General features: G+C 72.3%; 14 protein-coding genes. 7 read left to right on the top strand and 7 right to left on the bottom strand.

What is annotated here, in order from left to right; translation table 11 throughout:
• Positions 1-4 precede the first annotated feature (4 nt).
• From ACFVXH_RS38330 to ACFVXH_RS38345, 4 genes are read left to right on the top strand one after another with little or no spacing between them, the layout of a single operon-like run.
• Positions 5-967 carry an ABC transporter permease gene (locus ACFVXH_RS38330; protein ID WP_074002328.1) on the top strand — a complete coding sequence of 321 codons (963 nt, stop codon included), beginning with the start codon at positions 5-7 and terminating at the stop codon, positions 965-967.
• Complete coding sequence (locus ACFVXH_RS38335) at positions 964-1,950, top strand: ABC transporter permease (protein ID WP_049651590.1); 987 nt, start codon at positions 964-966, stop codon at positions 1,948-1,950. The genes ACFVXH_RS38330 and ACFVXH_RS38335 overlap by 4 nt, the downstream gene beginning before the upstream one ends.
• Entirely contained in the window at positions 1,950-2,948 is a 999-nt protein-coding gene (locus ACFVXH_RS38340) for an ABC transporter ATP-binding protein (RefSeq protein ID WP_049651589.1), read from the top strand. The genes ACFVXH_RS38335 and ACFVXH_RS38340 overlap by 1 nt, the downstream gene beginning before the upstream one ends.
• A complete protein-coding gene (locus ACFVXH_RS38345; protein WP_049651588.1) occupies positions 2,948-3,949 on the top strand; it encodes an ABC transporter ATP-binding protein in 1,002 nt (333 codons plus the stop codon). The genes ACFVXH_RS38340 and ACFVXH_RS38345 overlap by 1 nt, the downstream gene beginning before the upstream one ends.
• A gap of 151 nt (positions 3,950-4,100) precedes the next feature.
• Here the strand turns inward: ACFVXH_RS38345 and soxR are convergent, their stop codons facing one another.
• Positions 4,101-4,574 carry a redox-sensitive transcriptional activator SoxR gene (gene soxR / locus ACFVXH_RS38350; protein ID WP_049651587.1) on the bottom strand — a complete coding sequence of 158 codons (474 nt, stop codon included), beginning with the start codon at positions 4,572-4,574 and terminating at the stop codon, positions 4,101-4,103.
• A gap of 65 nt (positions 4,575-4,639) precedes the next feature.
• On the opposite strand from soxR, the gene ACFVXH_RS38355 reads away from it, so the two are divergent.
• Positions 4,640-6,097, top strand: a complete 1,458-nt coding sequence (locus ACFVXH_RS38355) for an MFS transporter (RefSeq protein ID WP_387830777.1) — start codon at positions 4,640-4,642, stop codon at positions 6,095-6,097.
• 142 nt (positions 6,098-6,239) lie between these two features.
• Here the strand turns inward: ACFVXH_RS38355 and ACFVXH_RS38360 are convergent, their stop codons facing one another.
• Together ACFVXH_RS38360 and ACFVXH_RS38365 are read right to left on the bottom strand one after the other, a co-directional pair.
• Positions 6,240-8,606 (bottom strand): immune inhibitor A domain-containing protein, encoded by a 2,367-nt coding sequence (locus ACFVXH_RS38360; protein WP_387830779.1) that lies wholly within the window; start codon positions 8,604-8,606, stop codon positions 6,240-6,242.
• A gap of 226 nt (positions 8,607-8,832) precedes the next feature.
• Positions 8,833-10,899, bottom strand: coding sequence for a prolyl oligopeptidase family serine peptidase (locus ACFVXH_RS38365; RefSeq protein ID WP_387830781.1), 2,067 nt, complete (start codon positions 10,897-10,899; stop codon positions 8,833-8,835).
• A gap of 92 nt (positions 10,900-10,991) precedes the next feature.
• On the opposite strand from ACFVXH_RS38365, the gene ACFVXH_RS38370 reads away from it, so the two are divergent.
• Positions 10,992-12,164, top strand: a complete 1,173-nt coding sequence (locus ACFVXH_RS38370) for an aminotransferase class V-fold PLP-dependent enzyme (protein ID WP_380742320.1) — start codon at positions 10,992-10,994, stop codon at positions 12,162-12,164.
• Between the two features lie 80 nt (positions 12,165-12,244).
• Here ACFVXH_RS38370 and ACFVXH_RS38375 read toward each other — a convergent pair whose 3' ends face one another.
• Entirely contained in the window at positions 12,245-12,619 is a 375-nt protein-coding gene (locus ACFVXH_RS38375; RefSeq protein ID WP_074002332.1) for a hypothetical protein, read from the bottom strand.
• Positions 12,620-12,887: 268 nt separating this feature from the next.
• On the opposite strand from ACFVXH_RS38375, the gene ACFVXH_RS38380 reads away from it, so the two are divergent.
• On the top strand, positions 12,888-15,743 hold the full coding sequence (locus ACFVXH_RS38380; RefSeq protein WP_049651584.1) for an RNA helicase: 2,856 nt from the start codon (positions 12,888-12,890) through the stop codon (positions 15,741-15,743).
• A 234-nt stretch (positions 15,744-15,977) separates the two neighbouring features.
• Here the strand turns inward: ACFVXH_RS38380 and ACFVXH_RS38385 are convergent, their stop codons facing one another.
• The 3 genes from ACFVXH_RS38385 to ACFVXH_RS38395 all read right to left on the bottom strand — a co-directional run bounded on the left by ACFVXH_RS38385 (position 15,978) and on the right by ACFVXH_RS38395 (position 18,890).
• A complete protein-coding gene (locus ACFVXH_RS38385; protein WP_387830783.1) occupies positions 15,978-16,646 on the bottom strand; it encodes a YdcF family protein in 669 nt (222 codons plus the stop codon).
• Positions 16,647-16,983: 337 nt separating this feature from the next.
• Entirely contained in the window at positions 16,984-17,472 is a 489-nt protein-coding gene (locus ACFVXH_RS38390) for an SAM-dependent methyltransferase (protein WP_380662856.1), read from the bottom strand.
• Between the two features lie 41 nt (positions 17,473-17,513).
• Positions 17,514-18,890, bottom strand: a complete 1,377-nt coding sequence (locus ACFVXH_RS38395; protein ID WP_387830785.1) for a Tat pathway signal protein — start codon at positions 18,888-18,890, stop codon at positions 17,514-17,516.
• Positions 18,891-19,046: the final 156 nt, after the last annotated feature.

Here is a 19,046-nt window from a genome sequence, read left to right on the forward strand (position 1 = left end):
AGCGATGAGTACCACCACTGAGCCCGCCGCCGTGGCCGACGCCACGGCGGGGGGCGCCAAGAAGAGTGCCGGGCGCGGGCCCTGGCGGCTGGTCTGGGACCAGCTGTGGGCCAAGGGCTCGGCCCGGTTCGGGCTGATCACCGTCGGCGTGCTGATCCTGGTCACCGCGCTGGCCGGACCGCTCAGCGCCCTCGGCGGCTGGACCCCGGAGGAGTTCGACAAGCGCGCCGTCGACCCGTACCTGGGCGGCGTGCCCCGGGGCGACTTCGGCGGCATCAGCGCCCGGCACTGGCTGGGCGTCGAGCCGGGCAGCGGCCGCGACCTGTTCGCCCGGGTGCTGCACGGCGGTCAGGTGTCCCTGCTGATCGCGTTCACCGCGACCGCCGTGGTCGTGATCGCCGGCACCCTGGCCGGCATCGCGGCGGGCTACTTCGGCGGGCGCGTCGACACCCTGCTGTCCCGGCTGATGGACCTCACGATGTCCTTCCCCTCGCTGATCTTCATGATCGCGATGATGTCGGTGGCCAAGGACGTCAACCGGATCCTGCTGATCACCCTGGTGATCGGGCTGTTCACCTGGCCCGGCATCGCCCGGGTGGTGCGCGGCCAGACCCTCTCGCTCAAGCACCGCGAGTACGTCGAGGCCGCCAAGGTCGGCGGGGCGCGCTCCTGGCGCATCCTCACCCGCGAGATCCTGCCGAACGTCTCCGGCCCGATCATCGCCTACACCACCCTGCTCGTCCCCGGCATGATCGCCACCGAGGCCGCGCTCAGCTACCTCGGCGTGGGCGTCCGCCCGCCGACCGCGTCCTGGGGCCAGATGATCGCCGAGAGCATCGTGCACTACGAGACCGACCCGACCTACTTCCTGATCCCGACCGCCTTCCTGTTCGTCGCCGTGCTCGCCTTCACCCTGCTCGGCGACGCGCTGCGCGACATCCTCGACCCCCGGGGAGGCCGGTCGTGATCCTCTACCTCGGCCGCCGGCTGCTCGGCGTGGCGGGCATCCTGCTCGCCATCTGCGCCATCACCTTCACCATCTTCTACCTGCTGCCCAACGACCCGGCAGCGGCCGCCTGCGGCAAGACCTGCAGCCCCGAGCGGCTCGCCGACGTCAAGTCGGCGATGGGCCTGGACAAGCCGGTCTGGGACCAGTTCCTCGCCTACCTCGGCGGCATCTTCGCCGGCCGCGACTACGGCTCCGGCCCCAGCGCGGTGCACTGCGGCTTCCCCTGCCTCGGCTACTCCTACGAGTACGGGCTGCCGGTCTGGGACCTGCTCACCGACCGGCTGCCGGTCTCCATCTCGCTGGCCCTCGGCGCGGCCGTGCTCTGGCTGGTCCTCGGCCTCGGCGCGGGCGTCACCTCGGCGCTGCGCAAGGGCAGGCCGATCGACAAGACCCTGATGGTGCTGTCCGTCGGCACCGCCTCGCTGCCGGTCTACTTCACCTCGATCATGCTGATCTGGGGCCTGGTCAGGACGGCCGGCGTGCTGCCCTACCCCTCGTACCACAAGTTCACCGAGAACCCCTTCGAATGGGGCTCCAACCTGCTGCTGCCGTGGATCGCGTTGGCCCTGCTGTACGCGGCCATGTACGCCCGGCAGAGCCGCAACTCGATGATCGAGGCGATGGCCGAGCCGTACATCCGCACCGCCCGGGCCAAGGGTCTGCCGCCGCGGACGGTCACCGTCAAGCACGGGCTGCGCTCCGGGATGACGCCGATCCTGACCATCTTCGGCATGGACCTCGGCGGCCTGCTGGCCGGCGCGGTCATCACCGAGTCGATCTTCGGTCTGCCCGGCGTCGGCCGGCTGTTCTACGACGGGCTGGCCCGTTCCGACCAGCCCGTGATCCTCGGCGTCACCCTGCTCGCGGCCTTCTTCATCGTCGCGGCGAACCTGCTGGTCGACCTGCTCTACGCGTTCGTCGACCCGAGAGTGAGGTACTGATGACCAGGCTGTTGGAGGTCGAGGACCTCAAGGTCGCCTTCGACACCCCGCGCGGCACCGTCCGCGCGGTCGACGGGATCTCCTTCGCCGTCGAGGCCGGTCGCACCCTCGGGCTGGTCGGCGAGTCGGGCAGCGGGAAGTCCGTCACCTCGCTCGCCGTCATGGGCCTGCACCGCGGCGCCGCCGTCACCGGCTCGATCCGGCTGAACGGGCAGGAGCTGAACGGGCTCGGGGAGCGGGAGCTGGGCACCGTCCGGGGCCGCCGGATCGCGATGATCTTCCAGGACCCGCTGTCCAGCCTGCACCCCTTCTACACCGTCGGGGAGCAGATCGCCGAGCACTACCGGGTGCACTTCAAGGCCAACCGCAAGGCCGGGCGGGCCAAGGCGGTGGAGATGCTGGCCGAGGTCGGCATCCCGGAGCCGGCCCGCCGGGTCGACGAGTACCCGCACCAGTTCTCCGGCGGCATGCGCCAGCGCGTCATGATCGCCATGGCGCTCGCCTGCGAGCCCGAGCTGCTGATCGCCGACGAGCCCACCACGGCGCTCGACGTCACCGTCCAGGCGCAGATCCTCGACCTGATCGCCCGGATCCAGCAGGAGCGCGGCCTCGGCGTCGTGATGATCACCCACGACCTCGGCGTGGTTGCCCGGGTCGCCCACGAGGTGCTGGTCATGTACGGCGGCCGGGCCGCCGAACAGGCCCCGGTGGACCGGCTGTTCGCGCAGCCCGCGCACCCGTACACGCGCGGCCTGCTGGACTCGCTGCCGCGCCTGGACGACACCGACGACGCCCCGCTGCGGGCCATCCCCGGCAGCCCGCCGTCGCTGATCGCCCCCGCCCCCGGCTGCTCCTTCGCCCCGCGCTGCGCCCGCACCACCGCGGCGTCCGCCGAGGAGCACTCCCGCTGCCTGGCCGAGCGCCCCGTGCTCGACCGGCTCGCCCCCGGCCACCAGGCCGCCTGCCACCTGCCGCTGGTGCCGGAAGGGGTGCTGTGATGACCACACCGTCGACGAAGGACGCGGCCGGACCGCTGCTGTCCGTACGGGACCTGGTGAAGACCTTCCCCGGCCGGCGGAGCCGCACCGGGCGCCCCGGTGCGCCGGTCCGGGCCGTGGACGGGGTGAGCTTCGACGTCGGGGCGGGCGAGACGCTCGGCCTGGTCGGCGAGTCCGGCTGCGGCAAGTCCACCACCGGGCGGATGATCGTCCGGCTGCTCGACCCGACCTCGGGCACCGTCACCTTCGACGGCACCGAGATCGGCGGGCTCTCCCAGGCCCGGCTGCGGCCGCACCGGCGCGACCTCCAGATGGTCTTCCAGGACCCGTACTCCTCGCTCAATCCCCGGCAGACGGTGGCCCGGATCATCTCCGAGCCGCTGCTCGTCCAGGGCGAGAGCGCGGCGGCCGCGCGCAAGCGGGCCGCCGAGCTGATGGAGCTGGTCGGGCTGATCCCCGAGCACCTGGACCGCTACCCGCACGAGTTCTCCGGCGGCCAGGCCCAGCGCATCGGCATCGCCCGCTCGCTGGCCACCTCGCCGCGGCTGGTGATCGCCGACGAGCCGGTCTCCGCGCTGGACGTCTCCATTCAGGCCCAGGTGGTCAACCTGATGGAGCGGCTCCAGCAGGAGCTCGGGCTGGCGTACGTGTTCATCGCGCACGACCTCTCGGTGGTCAAGCGGGTCTGCGACCGGGTCGCGGTGATGTACCTGGGCCGGATCGTGGAGATCGGCGACAAGGCCGAGGTGTACGGCAGCCCCGCGCACCCGTACACCAGGGCGCTGCTGTCCGCCGTCCCGCTGCCCGACCCGGAGGCGGAGCGCACCCGGGAGCGGATCGTGCTGCTCGGCGACCCGCCGAGCCCGGCCGACCCGCCGCCCGGCTGCACCTTCCACCCGCGCTGCCCGAAGGCCCAGGACCTGTGCCGGACCGAGCGGCCGCTGCTGCGGATCGCCGGGCCCGGCGAGCGGCAGGCGGCCTGCCACTTCCCGGAGGTCTGAGCCGCACAAAGCCCCCGGTCGGACGCGGCGGGGAACCCTGCGAGGGCCGCGTCCGGCCGGGTTCCAACCCCTTCCCCGCCCACGCGTCGACGGCGTCCCACGCGTCGACGGCGCCTCACTCCTCGATGGCGTCCCACGCGTCGACGGCGTTTCACTCCTCGACGGGCAGCAGGCCCTCCTCCGGCAGCAGCCGGCGGGGGCCCGGCCCCTCGGCGGCCAGCTCGTCCCCCGGGTTGAGCACCCGGCAGCGGCGCAGCGACACGCAGCCGCAGCCGATGCAGCCGGTCAGCTCGTCCTCCAGCCGCTCCAGCTCGGCCCGGCGGGCGCGCAGCTGCTCGGCCCAGCGCCGGGAGATGCGCTCCCAGTCGTGCTTGCCGGGCATCCGGTCCTCGGGCAGGCCGGTGAAGACCTCGGCGACCTCGGAGAGCGGGATGCCGAGCCGCTTGGCGACCAGGATGAGCGAGATCCGGCGCAGCACGTGCCGCCGGTAGCGCCGCTGGTTGCCGGCCGTGCGCTCGGAGGAGATCAGCCCCTGGTCCTCGTAGAAGCGCACCGCCGAGGTGGCGATCCCGGCCCGCCGGGCCACCTCACCGACGCTCAGCAGGTCGACCGGCGCGGTGGTCATGGCGACTCCTCGGTTCCTTCGGCTTCCTTGACTTCAAGTTCTCTTGAAGTCCTAGCGTACCGGACGTGACCGAATTATCTGCCGTAGTGACCGACACCTCCCCTGCTGAGCAGGGCAGTTACGCACCGGAGTCGCAGTCCGTCGGGGCCGCCGCCGGGTGGCGCGAACTCTTCTCCCGCCGGTACGCCGCCCCCGCCTCGATCCTGGCCGGCGGCGTCGCGCTGTACGCGATGAACCTCTACTTCACCGCCGCGCTGATGCCCTCGATCGTCGCCGACATCGGCGGCGAGCGGTACTACGCGTGGGTGGCCACCGGCTTCCTGATGGCCGCCGTGATCGCCTCGATGCTGGTCAGCCGGCTGCTGGAGCGCCTCGGCGCCGCCCGGGCCTACGTCCTGGGCTTCCTGGTCTTCGGCGCCGGCGCCGTGGTCAACGCGCTCAGCCCGTCGATGGCGGCGCTGATCCTCGGCCGGGTGGTGCAGGGCCTCGGCGGCGGGCTGGTGGCCGGGCTCGGCTACGCGGTGATCCGCAGCGCCCTGCCCGAGCGGCTGTGGACCCGCGCGGCCGGACTGGTCTCCGCGATGTGGGGCGTCGGCACCCTGGTCGGGCCGTCGCTGGGCGGGCTCTTCGCCCAGCTCGGCGCCTGGCGCGGGGCGTACGTCCTGCTGCTGGCCGCCGCGCTGGTGCTGGCGGTGCTGGCCCGCCGGGTGCTGCCCGGGCGCTCCGGCACGGGTCGGGGCGGCGGCCCGGTGCCGCTGCCCTCGCTGCTGCTGCTCACCCTGGCGGCGGCCGTCTTCAGCGTCAGCTCGACCGTGCCGTCCGGCTGGCCGACGGCGCTCTGCCTGCTCGCCGGACTGGCGCTGCTGGTGGGCTTCGCGGCGGTCGAGCGGCGCTCGGCGGCGACGGTGCTGCCGCGGCAGACCTACCGGCCCGGCAACCCCCTGAAGTGGCTCTACCTGACCGTCGCGGTGCTCTGCGCGGGCGTGGTGACGGAGAACTTCATCCCGCTGTTCGGCCAGCAGCTGGGCGGCCTCGGCCCGCTGGTGGCCGGCTTCCTCGGCGCCGCCACCTCGGCCGGCTGGACCGCCGCCCAGCTGTTCAGCGTCGGCATCGAGTCGGCCCGCGGCCGGGCCCTGGCGATCCGGGTCGCCCCGCTGGTGCTGGTCGGCGGCCTGCTGGTGTACGGGCTGTCGCAGACCGGGCACGCCTCCGGGCTCCGGGTGCTGCTCTGGGCGGTGGCGCTGTTCGCCGCCGGCACCGGGATAGGCCTGGCCTTCCCGCACCTGAGCGTGGCCGCGATGCGCAGCAGCAGCGATCCGGCCGAGGGCGGCAAGGCGGCCGCGGCGATCAACACCACCCAGCTGATCGCCTTCTCGGTGACCTCGGCGCTGGCCGGCACCCTGGTCAACCTGGGCGGGGACAGCCCGGTCGACTCGGCCCGGTACATGACCTTCGGGATCGCCGCGATCACCGTCCTGGGGGTGGTCACCGCCGCGCGTACCGCGCGCAGCCTGGGGCGCTGACCCCGGGTACCCGGCCGGCCTCGGGCGCGTGAGCAGGCCCCGGGCGCACGAGCAGGCCCCGGGCGCACGAGCAGGCCCCGGGCGCACGAGCAGGCCCCGGATCCCTTTTCGTCGGGGGGATCCGGGGCCCTTCACGTACCGGTCAGGAGGCCGGGCCCACCCGGACGGTGGTGATCCTGCCGCCCTGGGGCTCCCGGACGACCTCGATCTTGGTGTTGGTGTCCGGGACCTTCACCGTCAGCTGCGGCGTGGCCGGGTCGCCGTACACCCCGGTGCGGTCGTTGAAGACCGGGACGGCCGGCTTCGACGGGATGCGCACCGCGACGCCGCCCTTGTGCAGGGTGAACGCCGTGGTCGGCTTGAGCGAGAAGGTCGCGTCGTAGGTCTGCGCCCGCCCGTTGACCAGTGTCCCGTCGCCGAAGCGGATCGGCGCCGGACGGGCGTCGATCGGCAGGATCAGCCCGCCGCCGGGGTGGTCCTTGGTGTTGTTGTCACCGTACGAGGTGTCCCACAGCCAGATCAGGACGCCCTCCTGGTAAGGGTAGTTGTCCACCACGTTGGCCTTGCCCGCGACGCCGCTGTAGCCGAAGTTGTACGGGCCGGTCTTCAGGAACTCGCCGTAGCCGGTGTAGCGGCGGTTCTCGGCGAGGTACGCGCGCGGGTGCTGCTTGACGGCGGTGCGGCCGTCGATGACCGTGAAGCCGCCGGCCGTCCAGCCGTTCGCGCCGTTCTCGGCGCCGTCGGCGAACAGCACGGCGGCGCCGGCGGTGGCCTTCACGGCGTCCACCAGCACGCCCCGGCCGTGGGTGTTGCCGTCCGAGGTGACGTGGATGCGCAGCCGGACCTGCTGTCCGAGGTAGCCGTCCAGCGGGATGTGCAGCTGCTTGTAGCTGCCGGAACTGCCGCTCAGCCCGGGGGTGTTGGCGCTGGTGTTGCCGATCGGGGCGCCGTCCACGGTGCCGCCGAGGGAGGTCCAGTGCTTGCCCTGGTCGGTGGAGGCCTCGACGGTCAGGAAGTCGTAGTCCTGCTCGGTGTCGTACCAGACCGCCGCGTCCAGGGCGGCCGGGCCGGCGGCGGTGCGCAGGTCGACGTCCCGGGCCAGGGAGTTGTCGAGGTTGTCGCCGGTGTCGCTCCACCACTGCCGGCCGCCCTCGTACGGGTCGGCGAGGTCGGTGCGGGTGGTGCCGTCCGGCAGGTGGACCAGGACGGCCTGGGCCTGGTCGGTGTTGTAGCTGCTCACCCCGAGCGCGTGGGTGGAGCGGGTGGCGGCCTGCGCCTCGTCGTAGTCGAGCCAGCCGAACTGCAGCTTGCTCCAGGCGTCGAGGTCGCCGGGGTAGCCGCCGGTGGTGTTCGGACCCTTGCCCAGGTAGGAGCCGGAGGACATCAGCGACCAGAAGTTGACGCTGTTGTCACCGCCGTTGGTGGGGTACAGGTCGGGCAGGCCGAGGTTGTGGCCGAACTCGTGGGCGAACAGGCCGACGCCGCTGTTCTCGCCCGCCTGGACGTAGTCGTAGACGTACAGGCCGGTGTCGCCGACGGGGGCGCCGCCGATCTTGTTGCCCTCCGGGCCGGTCTGCCCGGTCGCGTCCGGGAAGGTCCAACTGCGGTGCGCCCACAGCGCGTCGGCGCCCTGGGCGCCGCCGCCCCAGGTCTCGTCCACGCCCGCGTGCACCACGACGACGTTGTCCAGGTAGCCGTCCGGCTGGGCGAACTCGCCGTTCTTGTCGTGGTCGTAGCGGTCGTAGACGTCGTACTGGGCGAGCTGCGCCTTGATGTCGGCGGCGGAGCGGCCCTTGGCGACCTCGCCGTCGTACCAGGCCTTCACGGCGTCCCGGATGAACTCCTGGCCCTGGGTCCAGGCGCCGGAGCCCTGCGGGCCCTTGTTGCTGCCGTAGCGGGCCTCGTTGTACGGGACGGTGACCCAGTCGCTGACGGTGCCCTCGACGTCGTACCGGCCGGAGGACTGGGTGCGGTAGTAGTTGCGCATCGACACCGCGCCGGGCGTGTCGTCGAAGAACATCTTCTGGTAGTAGCCGCGGTCGAAGTCCTGTGACCACAGGGTGTGGTTGTCGTCCTTGCCCGGCTTGGGGATCTGGTTGTGGGCCGGGCCGGGGGTGCCGCCGTAGCGGGGCTGGCCGTTCCACTGGGTGGTGTTGTCGACCTGGTCGCCGAACTGGGCGAGGATCACGAAGACCTTGTCCGTGCGCTGGTGCGCGAGCTGGACGTAGTCGTTGCCGACCTTCACCTTCGCCGGGGCCCGCTTGCCGGCGGCCTTGGCGACGGTGCCCTTGTTGAGCTGCTCCAGGGCCTTGCCGCGCAGCGCCTGGCGCTCGCGCTCCTGGGGCGCGAGCGGGGCGGGCGGGGCCTCGGCGCCCTGTTGGGCGTCGGCGGACGCGGCGGCGAGGGCGATGGGGGTCGGGGGTGCGGCCTGGGCGGGGGTGCCCAGCAGGGTGGCCGCTATCGCACTCGTGGTGAGTGCGGCGGCGAGGGCCGCGGACAGTCTGCGCAACTGACCGGTCCTTTCCGGGGGATGGGGGTGCCTCGGTCATCGGTAGGTGAAGCGCAGGTAATATTTCACATGTCACGGGTTACATGAAAGAGGTGTGCGGCAAGCGGAAGGGCGCCGCACCCGGGGGTGCGGCGCCCTTCGGCTGCCGGACCGTCACCCGGCGGCCCGCCCGGACCGGGCGGAGGTCGCGCGGAGTGCCGCGACCCGGCCCGGGCGCTGCTGCGGATCAGCCCAAGGAGGCCCGCAGGAAGGCGAGTTCGGCCTGGGCCAGCTGCTCCAGCAGCCCGCCCGGGGTCATGTGGGTGGCGCCGGGCAGCGGCAGCACGTTGTGCGGGCGGCCGGCCCGGGTGAGCGCCTGGGAGAGCAGCAGGGTGTGCGAGGGGTGGACGTTGTCGTCGGCCAGCCCGTGGATCAGCAGCAGCGGCCTGCTCAGGCCGGGCGCGTCGGGGAGCAGGCAGTCGTCGGCGTAGCCCTCCGGGTTCTCCTGCGGCAGGCCGAGGTAGCGCTCGGTGTACGCGGTGTCGTAGAGCCGGAAGTCGGTGGGCGGGGCGCCCGCGCAGGCGGCGTGGAAGACGTCCGGGCGGCGCAGCACGGCGAGCGCCGCGAAGTAGCCGCCGTACGACCAGCCGCGCACGCCGACCCGGCCGAGGTCGAGGTCCGGGTGCCGCTCGGCGAGCGCGTGCAGCGCGTCGACCTGGTCGTCCAGCGCCACCTGGGACATCCGCCGGAAGATGGTGCGGGAGAAGTCCGGGGAGACGAACGGGGTGCCGCCGTTGTCGACGGTGACCACCGCGAAGCCCTGGTCGGCCCACCACTGCTTGAGCTGCCAGCGGCGCGGCTCGGCGGCCACCGCCTGGTAGCCGGGCCCGCCGTAGACGTCCAGCAGGACGGGCAGCCGGGTGCCGGGGACGTGGCCGCGCGGGTACACCACGGCGCTGGGCAGGGCGCGTTCGGTGACCCGGGCGAGCCGCGGCTCCACCCGGTGGGGCAGCGGCTCGCTGAGGTCGGTGAGCGCCAGCTCGTGGCCGTCGCGGCTGATGACGCGCCGGACGCCGTCGGCGGTGGCCGAGGTGAGCAGCAGGGTGTCGGCGGCGGCGAGCGCCGAGTGCAGGCCGGGCCCGGAGGCGAGCGGCTCGGGTGCGCCGCCGTCCGGGTCGACCAGGTGGACGTACTGGTCGAACGGGTCGCCCTCGCCGGTCTCGCAGAGCAGCCGGCCGTGCAGCCGGCCGACGACCCGGCGGATCTGCAGGCCGGTGGTGTCCAGCGGCTTGCCGTCGAGCGCGAGGCCGCGGGCCTGCGGGGTGTCGTGGACGGTGAGCAGTCGGCCGTCGGCCAGCCGGGCGGGGGTGCCGGGCAGGTCGTCCACCCAGAACTCGTCGGTGGTGCGGGAGAGTTCGGCGGTGTCACCGGTGGCCGGGTCGGCGCTCAGCAGCAGCACGTTCTGCTGCAGGCGGTCGGCGACGGTGAGCAGCACCTCCTCGGTGGAGGCCCAGGAGGCGGCGCAGAGGTACGGGAACTCCTCGGTGTCCCAGCGCAGTCGGACCCGGGTGCCGTCGAGGCCGAGCACCCAGAGCTGGACGTCCGCGTTGGGGCCGCCGGCCTGCGGGTAGGCGAAGTCCTCGGGGGCCTCGCCGGGGTGCGCCGGGTCGGCGAAGTACCGGCGGGGGACGGCGGATTCGTCGACCCGGGCGGCCAGCAGCGCGCCGCCGTCCGGGCGCCACCAGTGGCCCCGGTGGCGGCCGAGCTCCTCGGCGGCGGCGAACTCGGCGACGCCCCAGCGGGCGCCGTCGGCGGGGGAGAGCGGTTCGAGGCCGGGGGTGACGTACAGGGCGTCCTCGGCGACGTAGGCGACGCGCTGTCCGGTGGCGTCCGGCCGGGGGTCGAACGCGGGCCCGGCGACCGGGAGTTCGTCGCTGGTGCCGGCGGTGGTGTCGGTGCGGAACAGCCGGCCGTCCAGGGTGAAGACGGCGGTGGCGAGGTCGGCGGTGGCGGCGTACGTGCCGATCCCGGCGGCGACCAGCCGGCTGCGCTCGCGCAGGCGGCGCTCGACCACGGGCAGGTCGTCGCGCCGGCCGGTGCGGCCGGGCAGCAGCGCGGCCGGGTCGGCGACCAGCCGCTCCTCGCCGGTGGCGGTGTCGAGCAGGTGGAGGCGGTCGACCGGATCCTCCGGACCGCTGGAGCGGAGGAGCAGCAGCCGGGTACCGTCCTCGGCGAAGGTGTACGCACGCGGCGCGCCGAAGGTGAACCGACCGGTACGGGCGCTGAGGGCAAGGAAGGCGTCGGTGATGGTCACGGCCCGATGGTGGTCGCGCGGTGCGTGTCCCGACCAGTAGTCTGTCATGTGAAATGTCACACACCAGTGTGCGCCAGTGAGCGGAGGAAACCGTGATCGAGGACCTGCGGACCGTCGAACCCCCGGCGCCACTGCCCGCCGCCGACGGGCTGTTCAGCGTGTCGCCGCGGACCGCGCACCTGAACCACGGCTCCTTCGGCGCCGTGCCCGTCCCCGTCCAGCGGGCGCAGGACCGGCTGCGCACCGAGCACGAGCAGGACCCGGACGGCTTCTTCGCCGACCTCCCGGCCCGGATCGCCGCCGCCCGCGCCCTGATCGCCGCCGAACTGGACGCCGACCCGGACCGGCTCGCGCTCGTCTCCAACGTCACCGAGGCGGTCGCGATCGCCCTCGACAGCATCCCGTTCGCGCCCGGCGACCGGATCCTGGTCACCGACCACGGCTACGGCGCGGTGACCCAGGCCGCCGCCCGCAAGGCCGCCGAGACCGGCGCCGAACTCGTGGTGGCCCCCGTCCCGCTGGACGCCCCCGACGAGCAGGCCGTCCGGGAGGCGGTGCTCGCCGCCGTGGACGGCCGCACCACCGTCGCCGTCCTGGACCAGTTGACCTCGCCCACCGCCCGCCTGGTCGCCGGCCCGGCCCTGCTCGCCGACCTGCGCGCCCGCGGCGTGACCACCGTGGTGGACGGCGCCCACGCCCCCGGCATGCTGCCCGCCCCGATCGACCCGAACGCCGACTTCTGGTTCGGCAACCTGCACAAGTGGGCCTTCGCCCCGCGCGCCACCGGGGTGCTCGCCGTCCGCCCCGAGTGGACCGGCCGGGTGCGCCCGCTGGCACTGTCCTGGGAGCACGACAAGGGCTTCCCGGGCAACGTCGAGTGGCGCGGCACCTGCGACTACACGCCCTGGCTGGCCGCCCCGGCCGGCTTCGAGCTGCTGCGCGGCCTCGGCCACCCGGCGGTGGCCGCCCACAACACCGCCCTCGCGGCGTACGGCCGCCATGCGCTGACCGAGCGGGCCGGCCTGGCGCCGCTGCCCGCGACGCCCGGGGTGTGGATGCGCACCGTCCGGCTGCCGGCCGGGTACGGCGAGACCGAGCCGCAGGTGAAGGCGCTGATGGCCGAGGTGTGGCACCGGTTCGGCACCCGGATCGCCGTCCGCCCCTGGGCCGGCGGCGGGGTGCTGCGGGTCAGCGCGCAGCTGTACAACCGGCCGGAGGAGTACGAGCGGCTGGCGGACGGACTGGCGGAGCTGCTGAAGGGCTAGGCGCGGCGGGTCTCCCCGGGCCGGTCCGGTCTTTCCCGGGCTTCCCCGGGGCGGTCCGGGCTTCCCCGGATCGGCCGGGGTCAGACCTCCAGCGCGAGTGCGATCTGGGTGAGCCGGTGGCGGGCCATCGCCAGGTTGGAGCGGCTGCGGTGGAGCGCGAGGAAGAGGAAGAGCCCGCGTGCCCCGGGCGCCGTGAGCGGCCGGACCAGGTGGTACTGGTGGGTCAGCGTGGTCAGGATGTCCTCGATCTCGACGTCGTGCAGGTTGAGCATCTCCATCGTGCGCATCTTGGCGCGGACCACGTCGGTGTTGCCCGCCGCGGCGACGTTCAGGTCCAGCTCGGCGCCGTCCCCCAGGGTGCCGAGGGCCATGCCGCTGCCGCAGTCGACCAGGGCGACGCCGATCGCGCCCTCGATCGCCATGGACTCCTTGAGGGACGTCTCCAGGTTCGCCATCGTGGCGGTCCTCCCGTGTCGTGGTGGCTGGGACGACGACGGTAGGGAGCCGTCACCGGCCTCCACCAGGAATGACCGGAGACGATCGGGCCTGACTCCGTCCCGATCACTTGAAGACATTTGCAACTATGGATCTGAGAGGGAACTGATCCCAGGAGTGTGCCGAGGGAGTGAATCCGTCGCACGGAAAAACGGTGCTATCGATGTCAGTCCACCCGGGTAACCTCTCGCTGAGATGCGAGATCACACCAATCACACCCGGACGGCGATGAACACCCCCGATCCAGAGCCCCAGGACGACCAGGAGCTCAGCCCCGCCGAGGCGTACGCGGCCAGCCGTCGCCGGGCGCAGGAGCAGGCCACCGCCCTGTACGGCTTCCAGCAGCTGTACGACTTCCCGCTGGACGACTTCCAGCTGGAGGCCTGCGAGACGCTGGAGGCCGGCTCCGGCGTCCTCGTCGCCGCCCCCACCGGCTCCGGGAAGACGATCGTCGGCGAGTTCGCCGTGCACCTGGCCCTGGCCGCGGGCCGCAAGTGCTTCTACACCACGCCGATCAAGGCGCTCTCCAACCAGAAGTACGGCGACCTGGTCAAGCGCTACGGCGCCGCCAAGGTCGGCCTGCTCACCGGCGACAACACCGTCAACGGCGACGCACCCGTGGTGGTCATGACCACCGAGGTGCTGCGCAACATGCTCTACGCGGGCTCCAGCACCCTCGACGGCCTCGGCTACGTCGTGATGGACGAGGTGCACTACCTCGCCGACCGCTTCCGCGGCGCCGTCTGGGAGGAGGTCATCATCCACCTCCCCGAGTCGGTCACCCTCGTCTCGCTCTCCGCGACCGTCTCCAACGCCGAGGAGTTCGGCGACTGGCTGGACACCGTGCGCGGCGGCACCAAGGTGATCGTCTCCGAGACCCGCCCCGTGCCGCTGTGGCAGCACGTGATGGCCGGCAACCGGATGTACGACCTGTTCGCCGACCCGGACCGGGACGGCCGCCCCAAGCACAGCCTGAAGAACCCCGGCAAGGCCGTCAACCCCGAACTGGTCCGGCTCGCCCGCTCCGAACTCGACCGCAACCCGCGCGACCGCTTCGGCCGCGGCCGGGGCCGCTCGATGCCCAACGGCCGTCCCGGCCGGGTCTGGACGCCGGGCCGGGTGGACGTCATCGACCGGCTCGACGCCGAGGGCCTGCTGCCCGCGATCACCTTCATCTTCAGCCGGGCCGGCTGCGAGGCCGCCGTCCAGCAGTGCCTCAGCTCCGGCCTGCGGCTCAACAAGGACTCCGACCGCGCCCTCGTCCGGGCGTTCGTCGAGGAGCGCTGCGCCGACATCCCCGACGAGGACCTGCACGTCCTCGGCTACTTCGAGTGGCTGGACGGGCTGGAGCGCGGCATCGCCGCCCACCACGCCGGGATGCTGCCCCGGTTCAAGGAGGTGGTCGAGGAGCTCTTCGTGAAGGGCCTGGTCAAGGCCGTCTTCGCGACCGAGACCCTGGCGCTCGGCATCAACATGCCCGCCCGCTCGGTGGTCATGGAGAAGCTGGTCAAGTGGAACGGCGAGACCCACGCCGACATCACCCCCGGCGAGTACACCCAGCTCACCGGCCGGGCCGGGCGGCGCGGCATCGACGTCGAGGGCCACGCCGTGGTCCTCTGGCAGCGCGGCCTCGACCCGGAGGCGCTGGCCGGCCTGGCCGGCACCCGCACCTACCCGCTGAAGTCCTCGTTCCGGCCCTCGTACAACATGGCCGTCAACCTGGTCTCCCAGTTCGGCCGGCACCGCTCGCGCGAGCTGCTGGAGACGTCCTTCGCCCAGTTCCAGGCGGACCGCTCGGTGGTCGGCATCGCCCGCCAGGTGCAGCGCAACGAGGAGGGGCTGGAGGGCTACCGCGAGTCGATGACCTGCCACCTCGGCGACTTCGACGCGTACATGGAGCTGCGCCGCAAGCTCAAGGACCGCGAGAACGAGATGGCCCGCGAGGGCAGCAGCCAGCGCCGCGCGGCCGCCGTCGAGTCCATCGAGCAGCTCAAGCCGGGCGACGTCATCCACGTGCCCACCGGCAAGTTCGCCGGCCTCGCCCTGGTCCTCGACCCGGGCCTGCCGCCGGTCAACCGCTCCGGCCGGGGCGGCCCGCGCCACCCCGACTACCAGGACGGCCCGCGCCCGGTGGTGCTCACCGCCGAGCGGCAGGTCAAGCGGCTCGCCATGATCGACTTCCCGCACCCGGTCGTCGCCGTCGACCGGCTTCGCATCCCCAAGTCCTTCAACCCGCGCAGCCCGCAGTCCCGGCGCGACCTCGCCTCGGCGCTGCGCACCAAGGCCGGCCACCTGGAGCCCGAGCGGTTCCGGCGCGGCCGCGCGGCCGCCGCCGACGACCCGGAGATCACCCGGCTGCGCACCGAACTGCGCCAGCACCCCTGCCACGGCTGCTCCGACCGCGAGGACCACGCCCGCTGGGCCGAGCGCTACCACCGGCTGCACCGCGACACCGAACTGCTGGAACGCCGGATGCGCTCGCGCACCCACACCATCGCCCGCACCTTCGACCGGGTCTGCGGGCTGCTCACCGACCTCGGCTACCTCAGCGGGGACACCGTCACCGACGACGGCAAGCGGCTCGGCCGGCTCTACGGCGAACTCGACCTGCTCGCCTCCGAGTGCATCCGCGAAGGCGTCTGGAGCGGCCTGGCCGCCGCCGAACTCGCCGCCTGCGCCTCGGCGCTGGTGTACGAGGCCCGCCAGGCCGACGACGCCGGCGCCCCCCGGGTGCCGGAGGGCGCGGCCAAGGAGGCGCTCGGCAAGATGGTCCGGATCTGGGGCCACCTCGACGCCCTGGAGGAGCAGCACCGGATCAACACCGCCGAGGGCGTCGGCCAGCGCGAGCCCGACCTGGGCTTCGCCTGGGTCGCCTACCGCTGGGCGCTCGGCCACAACCTCGACCAGGTCCTGCGCGACGCCGACATGCCGGCCGGCGACTTCGTCCGCTGGACCAAGCAGCTGATCGACGTCCTGGGCCAGATCCAGGACGCCGCGGGCGAGGACGTCGAACTCCGCAAGACCGCCCGCAAGGCCGTCGACGGCCTCCGCCGCGGCATCATCGCCTACTCCTCCGTCGGCTGACCCCTCACCCCCGCAAGGGCCCGCCCGCTCCCCGAGCGCGCGGGCCCTCTGCTTTTCCCACCTCCCTGACGACGAAGGTGGGGAAGCGCCAGGCCGTCGGCCACGGTGCTTCCCCACCCTCACCCCACGCGGCTTCGGCTTCGCCTCGCCTCATGCCACTTCGAGGGCCGCTTTCACCGGGGGAGGAAGTTGGGTTGGTGGACAGCGCACACCAGCCCGGAGGGCGGCGCCGCGTCAGTTGAGGGTCTTGCTGTCGAATCCGTCGGCCAGAAGCCGCTGGTACGCATCATGAACCGTCTCCGGAACCTCCTGGGCAACGGCGAACCCGCGCCTCGGGTACTCGATCACCCGCTGGAGGTCGCCCACGAGGCTGTCGATCACGAGCTTGTCGTCGCCGATGCTCTTCACGTAGTCGTTCAGGCTCATCGGGGTCGAGGCGCACACCACCTCGACCTCCGGCCACACCTTGCGGCACGTCGCGAACGCCCGGCGCTCCATGTACGGCATGCTCACGAGCAGCACCGACCGTGCCTCGATGCCGGCGGCCTCCAGGACCTCACGGGAGAACTGGATGTTCTGCCCGGTGTTACGGGCGCGGGGCTCCTGGTGGATCGCATGCTCGGGGACCCCGAGGGCGATGGCGTGCTCGGTGAAGTGCGCGGCCTCACCTCGGGGGAAGAGCTCCGGCCGGGACGGATTCGGCCCGCCCGTGAACACGATCCTCCGTACCAGGCCGTCCAGGTACAGGGCTGCCGTCTCGGCCGCCACTCCGAGGTCGTGGCAGCCCAGACCGATCGCCACATCGCACGGCCGCCGCTCGTGCCCCATCTGGTGGTATTCCCAGATCAGCGTGGCGTCCGCCCACTGTCGGTCGGTGATCTCGCGCTGCTGTGTGTCCGCCACGTTCTTCTCCCGCTCGCTGGAGGCACCGTGCCCGCTGGAATCCAGACCGGATGCCTCGGATGCTCCTTCGCTGGTGGGTCGTACCGTACGTGTCCGCCATCACCTCGGCCCTGTCCAGCAGGGCGAGCCCCTCCCCGGCAGTCGCGTGGTCGGTCAGACAGTGAAGGTGGGTGAAGCGCCAGGCCTTCGGCCATGGCGCTTCACCCGTCACCTTCCACCTCCTGTGCGGCTTCGGCTTCGCCTCGCCGCTGGGCCTCAACAGCGTTGCGCAGGAAGTCGGCCCAGCCGACTTCTCGTGGAGAAGAGGCAGCCGAAACGAACGGGGCGCTGCCGACAGTCAGGCCGTGGGCGGCGCCGGGGCGAAGTAGTCGCGGAGCATCTCCGTCGGCCACGCGGGTTGGCGCACCTCTCCGCGTGGTCCGAACTCCTCGAACCACGGCTTCACTTCGAGGACCGGGGTGCCGTCGATGGCATCCAGGTCCTCGACGTGCAGGTCCAGGCCGTCGACCTTCACGAGCCGGCAGCGGGAAGACCCGAGCCAGTTGATGCGACGCATGTTCCGGTGGCCGAACACACCGACCTCGGGCCAGTCCGGGTTGTCCCGGGGGCGGCGCGCACCGAAGTTCAGGTCGGTCGGGTCGGTCCTGTGGAACCGGAAGATCACGTCGAGGTGGGAGAACTCCTCCAGCCCCTTCGTCGCGTCGAGCGGAAACCTGTCGCCGTCGAGCCGGATGATGGCGCGCGTCCCTCCCCAGTAGTCGTCGGTCGGTTCCGTTCGACCTCCTACAACGTGCCCGAGTGCTTCCACGCTGAAGACGTCACTCATGTGCTTCCCCTCCTTGGACTGGACCGCGCTTGGACGGCGGGTCAGATGGTGGCTTCCAAGTACTCGGCAGCGCGCCTGTCGACGGCGTCGATGGTCGCCACCTTCCGTCCGCGGTAGGGAGACAGCGCGCTGCGGATCCGCAGCGCGACATCGCGGGTGCGGGCAGATCGAACGGTCTGCATGGCGTCGAGTGACTCGGACCAGATCGTGCAGGCCTCGTCGATGGAGTGCTGCCGGGCCTTTACGAGGCCCAGATGGCCAAGCGTGACGGCGTGAGTCCTGGTGAAGGAGGAGGCCTTGCGAGTCGCGACGCTGCGGGCGAACTCTCTCGCCGCACCCTCCAGGTCGCCGATGTCTCGCAGTGTCGATGCCGTCTCGTGCGCCAAGGACGCTTCCCCGAAGAAGAACACCCGGGCCGGCTCATCGTCGCCGGGGGAGGCCGCGGACAGATCGCGTTCGGCCTGGAGCAGCGCGGCGTTCGCCTCAGTGGTACGTCCCGCAGAGGCCAGGGCGCGTGCGTGGACGACGCCGAGCAGGGAACGCTCGCGCGGGCCGGCGAGCCCGTACCTGTTGCCGGTCATGGATGCCTCGGCGACCCTGACAGCGTGGTGGGGCTTTTGGAGGTCGACCGCTTGATGGGCCATGGCACGCAGGACGTGGCCGGCCATCGCGGGGTCGTCGGCCTCGGCCGCCAGTTTCACGGCGACGGTGTAGTAGTGCTGGGCGGTGGGGTGCTCGCCGTTGTCGAACGCCGTCCACCCGGCCAGGTAAGCGAGTTCGGAAGCTGCCGAGAACATCTCCCGCCGCACCTGGTCGGAGGCGAAGGTGCCTTGGAGGAAGCCCCCGACGTCCGTAAGGAGGTACTGCGCGACCGCTGTTCGTCCGTGCCCGCCGCCACGGCGCTGGTCGAGTTGGGAGAAGAGTCCCGTCATCTCCCGGACGGCGTTGACGTCGGCCTGGCCGGCGCGGCGCTGTGTGATGCCGCGGTCGCCGGTGCGGGCCATGCTCTCCCACCAGCTGTCGGGGGGGATGTTCAGCGCTCCGAGCGAGTACGTGAGCGTGCGGAGGAGCTGTCTGCGTTCCACGTCAACGTCGATCCGTCCAAGAGCCGCCAGGGCCTTCAGCGTATCCAAGCCCCAGGCGCGCAGGTCCGGTTGATCGTCTCCGAGTCCCATTGCCGCCAGGGTGATGTCCCGGTTCAGCCAGTTGGTGAGCACCTCTGCGAGGTATTGCGGGATGTTCCCGGAGGGTTTCACACCCTGGCGGACCCACTGCGTGACGGACACCCGGCTCGGCCGTGCCGGGTCGTTGTGGCGGGCCGCGACCGCGCATAGAGCACGGGCGAGGGCTTCGTTCGGCCGACCGGTTTCCCGGATCAGGCAGCCCAACTGCTCATTGGGTTGGCGAGTGCGCCCCACGGGGGTCTCCTGGCGATGCCGTTTAACCGGTTTAACAACGGACAGTCGCCGAGAGCTTACTCCCAGCCATCTCTGGCTGTTTGCTGTTCGTGCAAGGCAGTTACAGGCCGCACTGCGAATGCTCCGTCACCCCCGGCCAGCAGTACGGCTTACCTT

Origin of the sequence: Kitasatospora sp. NPDC058184, assembly GCF_042883725.1 — a bacterium.
Lineage (GTDB): Bacteria > Actinomycetota > Actinomycetes > Streptomycetales > Streptomycetaceae > Kitasatospora.